The 6,454-nt window shown below is 69.2% G+C and carries 5 protein-coding genes and 1 pseudogene; 3 read left to right on the top strand and 3 right to left on the bottom strand.

Annotated elements, in window-relative coordinates; all coding sequences use genetic code 11:
* The 3 genes and pseudogenes from AC3A6B_RS16375 to AC3A6B_RS16365 form a co-directional block, all read right to left on the bottom strand.
* Positions 1-95 (bottom strand): annotated as a pseudogene (locus tag AC3A6B_RS16375) (electron transfer flavoprotein subunit beta/FixA family protein); the annotation flags it as partial.
* 138 nt (positions 96-233) lie between these two features.
* Positions 234-1,514 (bottom strand): mechanosensitive ion channel family protein, encoded by a 1,281-nt coding sequence (locus tag AC3A6B_RS16370; RefSeq protein ID WP_487837728.1) that lies wholly within the window; start codon positions 1,512-1,514, stop codon positions 234-236.
* Positions 1,515-1,516: 2 nt separating this feature from the next.
* Positions 1,517-2,470 carry a histone deacetylase family protein gene (locus tag AC3A6B_RS16365; RefSeq protein ID WP_487837727.1) on the bottom strand — a complete coding sequence of 318 codons (954 nt, stop codon included), beginning with the start codon at positions 2,468-2,470 and terminating at the stop codon, positions 1,517-1,519.
* 75 nt (positions 2,471-2,545) lie between these two features.
* On the opposite strand from AC3A6B_RS16365, the gene AC3A6B_RS16360 reads away from it, so the two are divergent.
* From AC3A6B_RS16360 to AC3A6B_RS16350, 3 genes are read left to right on the top strand one after another with little or no spacing between them, the layout of a single operon-like run.
* Entirely contained in the window at positions 2,546-3,466 is a 921-nt protein-coding gene (locus AC3A6B_RS16360) for an AAA family ATPase (RefSeq protein WP_093102643.1), read from the top strand.
* A 2-nt stretch (positions 3,467-3,468) separates the two neighbouring features.
* Positions 3,469-4,437, top strand: a complete 969-nt coding sequence (locus AC3A6B_RS16355) for a DUF58 domain-containing protein (RefSeq protein WP_487837737.1) — start codon at positions 3,469-3,471, stop codon at positions 4,435-4,437.
* Entirely contained in the window at positions 4,431-6,422 is a 1,992-nt protein-coding gene (locus AC3A6B_RS16350) for a transglutaminase TgpA family protein (protein ID WP_487837726.1), read from the top strand. The genes AC3A6B_RS16355 and AC3A6B_RS16350 overlap by 7 nt, the downstream gene beginning before the upstream one ends.
* Positions 6,423-6,454 lie beyond the last annotated feature (32 nt).

The raw sequence follows: 6,454 nt of genomic DNA, 5'->3' as shown, positions 1-6,454 counted from the left end.
TTGACGTTGGCGATGTCGACACCGGTGCCGTCGGACTTGACGCGCACCTTCACGTTGAAATCGACGACCCGCTTGACGGGGACCAGGACCTTCATTGGCTTGACTCCATTGAATTGCGAAACCGGGGGTGCAGAGGATGCGAAGATTTTAGGCGCCGACCTCCGCGCGAGCTGTTCATTTCAATCACCTGGCGCGGGGCGTGGAGAAAAAGAACGATCGTGCTTTTTTTGCAATTATAGGCGAGCTGCCTCGGGCGCCGAAAGCCCGGGCGGCAACGACTCGACGCGCAGCACGCGCTGGGGATACGGAATATCGATGTCCGCGGCGCGCAGGCCCTCGAGGATCGCGATGTTGATCGGCGAGCGGACGTTGTCCTTGCCCTTGTCCGGATCGGCGATCCAGAAGTTGAGGCTGAACTCCAGCCCGTCGGGCGCGAAGTTGACGAGGAATGCGACCGGCGCGGGATCGCTCAGCACACGCGGCTGCGCGGTGGCCGCATCGCACAGGATGGCCTGTACCTGCGCCACGTCGCTGTCGTAGCCGACCACGATGTTGGTCGTGATGTTGAACTTGAGGTCCGACACGGAAAGGTTCTCGACCCGGCTCGTGATCAGCGACTCGTTCGGCACGATCGACTCGCGCCCGTTGCCCTGCCGCACCAGCGTGTAGCGCGTCTTGATGTCGGTGATGCGGCCCTCGAAGCCGTCGACCTTGACGTTGTCGCCGATGCGGATCGAGCGCTCCAGCAGGATCACGAAGCCGCTCACGTAGTTGGCGGCCAGCTTCTGCAGGCCGAAGCCCAGGCCGACGCCCAGCGCGCCGCCCAGCACCGAGAGCGCCGTCAGGTCGACGCCGACCGCCGACAAGGCGAACAGCAGGCCGATCAGCAGCAGGAAGGCGCGGATCGCGTTCGACGCGACCTTACGCATCGACAAGTCGGTCACCGAGGTGCGCAGGATGCGCTTCTCGATCGTCGAGGCGATCCACAGCGAGATCACGAGCACGACCCCGGCCGACAGGACGCCTTCCAGGATGGTGCGCAGGCTGACGCGGGTCTTGCCGAAGGCCAGCGTGATGTTCTCGAGCTCGGCCAGCACCGCGGGCAGCAGGCCGACGATCCAGAGCACGGCCGCGATCCATGCGATCCACGAGATCGTGCGCTCGACCAGCCGGATCAGCGCCGAGGTCGGAAACACCGCCCTGAGCACGCGCGCGAACAGGCGGATGGCCGCCAGCGAAAGGAACACCGGCACCGCCATGCGCAGCACCAGCACCGGCTGGAATTCGAGCGCGATGCGGCGCGCCAGGTCGGTCAAGAGCAGTGCGAGCAGCGGGAACAGCAGGCCGTCGAAGGTGCGCTCGCCGAACCAGATCGAATCCTTAGGCTGGTCGCGGCCGAACCAGCGGCAGACCGCCCAGGCCAGCACCACGCAGCCGACCAGGGCCGCAAGTTCGATCGACAGGCTGCGCGCGTCGATCTGGCCGAGGCGCTGAGTGAAGGCGCTGAAATCCATTCCTAGAGATCGGCGAGAACGCGCAGGTGCGTTTCGACGCTGCGCGCGAGCGCATCGAGGTTGTAGCCGCCTTCCAGCATCGACACGATGCGCCCGCCGGCATGGCGCCGCGCCACGTCGCGGACACGCTCGGTGATCCACGCGAAGTCGTTCTCGTTGAGCCGCAGTTGGCCCAGGTCGTCGTCGCGATGGGCATCGAAGCCCGCGCTCACGAAGATCATCTGCGGCTTGAAGTCTTCGAGCCGCGGCATCCAGCAGGCCTCGATCAGCTCGCGCACGTCCATGCCCTTGGTGTATGCCGGCACCGGCAGGTTGAGCATGTTCGACGCCGGGTGGTCGGTGCCGCTGTACGGATAGAAGGGGTGCTGGAAGAAGCCCACCATCAGCACGCGCGGGTCGTTGCTCAGGATGTCTTCGGTGCCGTTGCCGTGGTGGACGTCGAAATCGACGATCGCGACGCGTTCCAGGCCGTGCTCCTCGATCGCATGGCGCGCCGCGATCGCCACGTTGTTGAGGAGGCAGAAGCCCATCGCCTTGTCGCGGCAGGCATGGTGGCCGGGCGGGCGCACGGCGCAGAAGGCGTTGTCCAGCTCGCCGGCGATCACCGCATCGGTGGCCGCGATGGCCGCGCCGGCGGCACGGCGGGCGGCCAGCACGCTGAAGCGCGAGAGCGCGGTGTCGGGATCGAGCTGCGCGTAGCGCGGGCCGCCGGCCGGCGCATCGGCAATCAGCCGCTGGCTCAGCGCCTCGAGGAGTTCCAGGTGTTCGACGCTGTGCGCGCGCGTGATCTGCTCCAGCGTGGCCAGCGGAACCTCTGCGCGTTCGAGCGCATCGGCGACGCCGGTAGCAAGCAGCCGGTCTTCGATTGCATCGAGCCGCTCGGGGCATTCGGGATGCCCCGCGCCCATCTCGTGTTTCCAGCAGTCGCGGTGGGTGAAGTAGCCGGTTTTGCCCATGGATCGATCACGTCGTAGCCTCATGCAGCGTAGGGCCGCAGGGCTTTACGGTATTGTTTGCATATGGATACAAAAATGGACGTTGCCGCGAAGCTCGCCAGTTTGCTCGGCCAGCTTAACACGGTGATCGTGGGCAAAGAGGCACAGGTGCGCGACTGCGTGGCCTGCCTCCTGGCCGGCGGCCACCTGCTGATCGAGGATGTGCCGGGCGTCGGCAAGACCACCCTCGCGCACGCGCTCTCGCATACCTTCGGCCTGCAGTTCTCGCGGGTTCAATTCACCGCCGACCTGATGCCGGGCGATCTCTCCGGCGTGGCGATCTACGACCGCGGGCAGCAGGCCTTCGTCTTCCACCCCGGGCCCATCTTCGCCCAGGTGCTCCTGGCCGACGAGATCAACCGCGCGAGCCCCAAGACCCAGAGCGCGCTCCTGGAAGCGATGGAAGAGAAGCAGGTCACGGTGGAAGGCGAGACGCGCCCTCTTCCCACCCCCTTCTTCGTGATCGCGACGCAGAACCCGCACGACCAGCTGGGCACCTTCGCGTTGCCCGAGTCGCAGCTCGACCGTTTCCTGATGCGCATCTCGCTCGGCTACCCCGACCGCGCGGCCGAGCGCGAGCTGCTGGCGGGCGCCGACCGGCGCGAGATGCTCGCGGGCCTGCCGGCGCTGCTCACCGCCGGTGAACTCACGGCGCTGCAACAGCGCGTGCTGCAGGTGCACGCAGCCGAGCCGCTGCTGAACTACGTGCAGGACCTGATCGCCGCGACGCGCTCGGGCCGCTGGTTCCTGCAAGGCCTGTCGCCGCGCGCCGGCATCGCGGTGCTGCGCGCGGCCAAGGCGCAGGCGCTGCTGGCCAACCGCGACTACGTGGCGCCCGACGACGTGCAGGCCGTGCTGCCGCAGACCATCGCGCACCGGCTCACGCCGCTCGGCGATGCGGGCCGCGGCGCGGTCGAGCAGGTGCGCGCCATGACCGCCGCAGTCCCCTTGCCGTGAAACTGCTGGGGCCGCTTCGCTCGCGCATCGACGGCTGGTTCCTCTCGCGCCGGCCGCCTTCGGACACGCTCGAGCTCACGCAGCGCAATGTCTACATCGTGCCGACGCACGCGGGCTGGATGCTGGCGGGCACGCTGCTGCTGCTGCTGATCGCTTCGATCAACTACCAGCTCAACCTCGGCTACCTGCTGACCTTCCTGCTGGCCGGCTGCGTGGCGGTCGGCATGTATGTGTGCCACGCGACGCTGCGTGGTCTGGCGCTGCGCCTGATGGCGCCGGATGCGCGCTACGCGGGCGCCGCCGCGGTGTTCCGCGTGATGTTGCACAACCAGCGGCGCAGCACGCGCTACGGCATCGGCCTGGCGGTGCGCCACAGCGGCCAATGGTCTTGGAGCGACGTGCCGGCCGAGGGCAGCGCGACGGTCGAAGTCGCCTTCAAGCCCGAACGGCGCGGCCTGCATCCGGTGCCGACGCTCACGGCCGAGACCCGTTTTCCGCTCGGCACCTTTCGGGTCTGGACGGTGTGGCGGCCGGCTTCGCAGGTCCTGGTCTATCCGGCGCCCGAGCCGAACCCGCCGCCGCTGCCGCCCGGCGAGCCGCTGGCCGGGCAGGCGGCGGCGTCGATGCTGCGCGCGAACGTGGCCGGCGAGTACGACGGGGTGCGCGCGTATCGGCGCGGCGACCCGCTGAAGCTCGTGGTGTGGAAGCGTGCGGCGCGGGCGCAGGCCACGGGATCGGAAGAGCTCGTGAGCCGCGACACGCAGCAGACGCAGCGACAGGAGCTGTGGCTGGATGCGCAGGCTGCGGGCCTGCCCGGTTGGGAGGCGCGGCTGTCGCGCCTTTGCGCGTGGGTGCTGATGGCGGACCGGTTGGGCGTGGACTACGGGTTGCGGGTGGGCGGGAAGGTGGTTGCGCCTTCTCAGGGGGAGGCGCACAAGCGGCGCTGCCTGGAAGTGCTGGCCCTATGTTGACCAAGCTCCAATCCCTGCCCCGGGAAGCCAGGGACACCCTCTTCCTGCTCGGCGTGATCGCGCTCATCCTGCTGCCGCAGGTCCCCAACCTGCCCTGGTGGTGCAGCACCCTCACCGCCATCGTCCTGTTCTGGCGCGGCGTCCTGGCCGTGCAGGCCAAGCCGCTGCCCAGCAGATGGTGGCGCGCAGGCCTGCTCGCGGTCACGCTGGTCGCCACCTACGCCACGCACCGCACGCTGCTGGGCCGCGACGCCGGCGTCACGCTGATCGTGATCCTGCTCGCGCTCAAGACGCTGGAGCTGCGCGCCCGGCGCGATGCCTTCGTGATCTTCTTCCTGGGCTTCTTCACGATGCTCACGAACTTCTTCTACTCGCAGTCGCTGCCCACTGCCTTCGCGATGCTGCTGGCGCTGCTGGGGCTCTTGACCGCGCTGGTCAACGCCCACATGCCGGTTGGCAAGCCGCCGCTCATGCAGGCGGCGCGCACCGCGGGCTGGATGGCCCTGCTCGGCGCACCGATCATGCTGGTGCTGTTCCTGCTGTTCCCGCGCATGGCGCCGCTCTGGGGCACGCCCAACGACGCGATGACCGGCCGCACCGGCCTGTCGAATACGATGCGCGTGGGCAGCATCGCGCAGCTCGCGCTCGACGACGGCATCGCGGCGCGCATCAGGTTCGACGGCGACCGCGTCCCGGCGCAGCGCGACCTGTACTTTCGCGGCCCGGTGCTGTCGCAGTTCGACGGCCGCGAATGGACTGCGCCGCCGCTCTTCTCGCGCGGCTTCCTGCCGCAGAACCTGCGCGTGCGCGGGGACGCCATCGGCTACGAAGTCACGCTGGAGCCCAGCAACCGCCCCTGGCTGCTGACGCTCGATGCCGCGCCGGCCAAGCCGGAGCTGCCGGGCTACGAGCTCTTCGGCACGCCCGATCTGCAGTGGTTCGCCAACCGGCCGATCGGCGACCTGGTGCGCTACCGCGCCGAGAGCTTCACCCAGTTCCAGAGCGGGCCGCAGCGCCGCACGGCCGCCTTGCAGCCCTACGTCGCGCTGCCGCCGGGCTCGAACCCGCGCACGGCCGCGCTCGCCGCCGAAATGAAGCGCGACCCGGCCCTTGCCGGCGCGGCCGCGGCAGCCTTCGTGCAAGCCGCAATGCAACGGCTGCGCACGGGCGGCTATAGCTACACGCTCGAACCCGGCGTCTACGGCAACGACACCGCCGACGAGTTCTGGTTCGACAGGAAGGCCGGCTTCTGCGAGCACATCGCCTCGGCCTTCGTGGTGCTGATGCGCGCGCTCGACATTCCGGCGCGCATCGTGACCGGCTACCAGGGCGGCGAGATCAACGGCGTCGACAACTTCTGGACGCTGCGCCACAGCGACGCGCACGCCTGGGCCGAGGTGTGGCAGGAAGGCGCGGGCTGGGTGCGCGTCGATCCGACCGGCGCGATCTCGCCCGACCGCGTCGGCCAGTTCCAGCGCCTGGCGCCGCAGCCGGGCCTCTTCGCCGGCGCGATCAACGGGATGAGCCCCACGCTGGCGCAGAACCTGCGCGCCGCCTGGGAGGCGGTGAACAACGGCTGGAACCAGTGGGTGCTCAACTACACGCAAAGCCGCCAGCTCGACCTGCTCAAGAACCTGGGCTTCGAAGCGCCGAGCCTGCAGGACCTCGCGACCGTGCTGCTCGTGCTGCTGGTCGTGGCCAGCCTCGCGGGCGCCGGCTGGACGCTGTGGGAACGCAGCCAGCACGACCCGTGGCTGCGCCTGCTCGGCCAAGCCCGTGCGCGCATGAAGAAGGCCGGCATCGAGGTACCCGAGGCGATGCCGCCGCGCCAGATGGCGGCCCGGCTGGCCGAACGCTTCGGCGCCGGCGCGCAAGGCGCGGCGGACTGGCTGCTCAAGCTCGAGGCGCAGCGCTACGCCCGAACGCCCGGGCCGGCGCTGGCCGCGCTCAGGGCCGAGTTCCGCCGCCTGGCCTGGCCGCGCTGAAACCACATGTGTCTCGCACGAGCGTGCCGGGC

Source organism: Variovorax sp. Soil_C_33, assembly GCF_057656935.1.
Note: the sequence above shows the minus strand (reverse complement) of the source record. Positions and strands in the feature narration are given on the sequence as shown.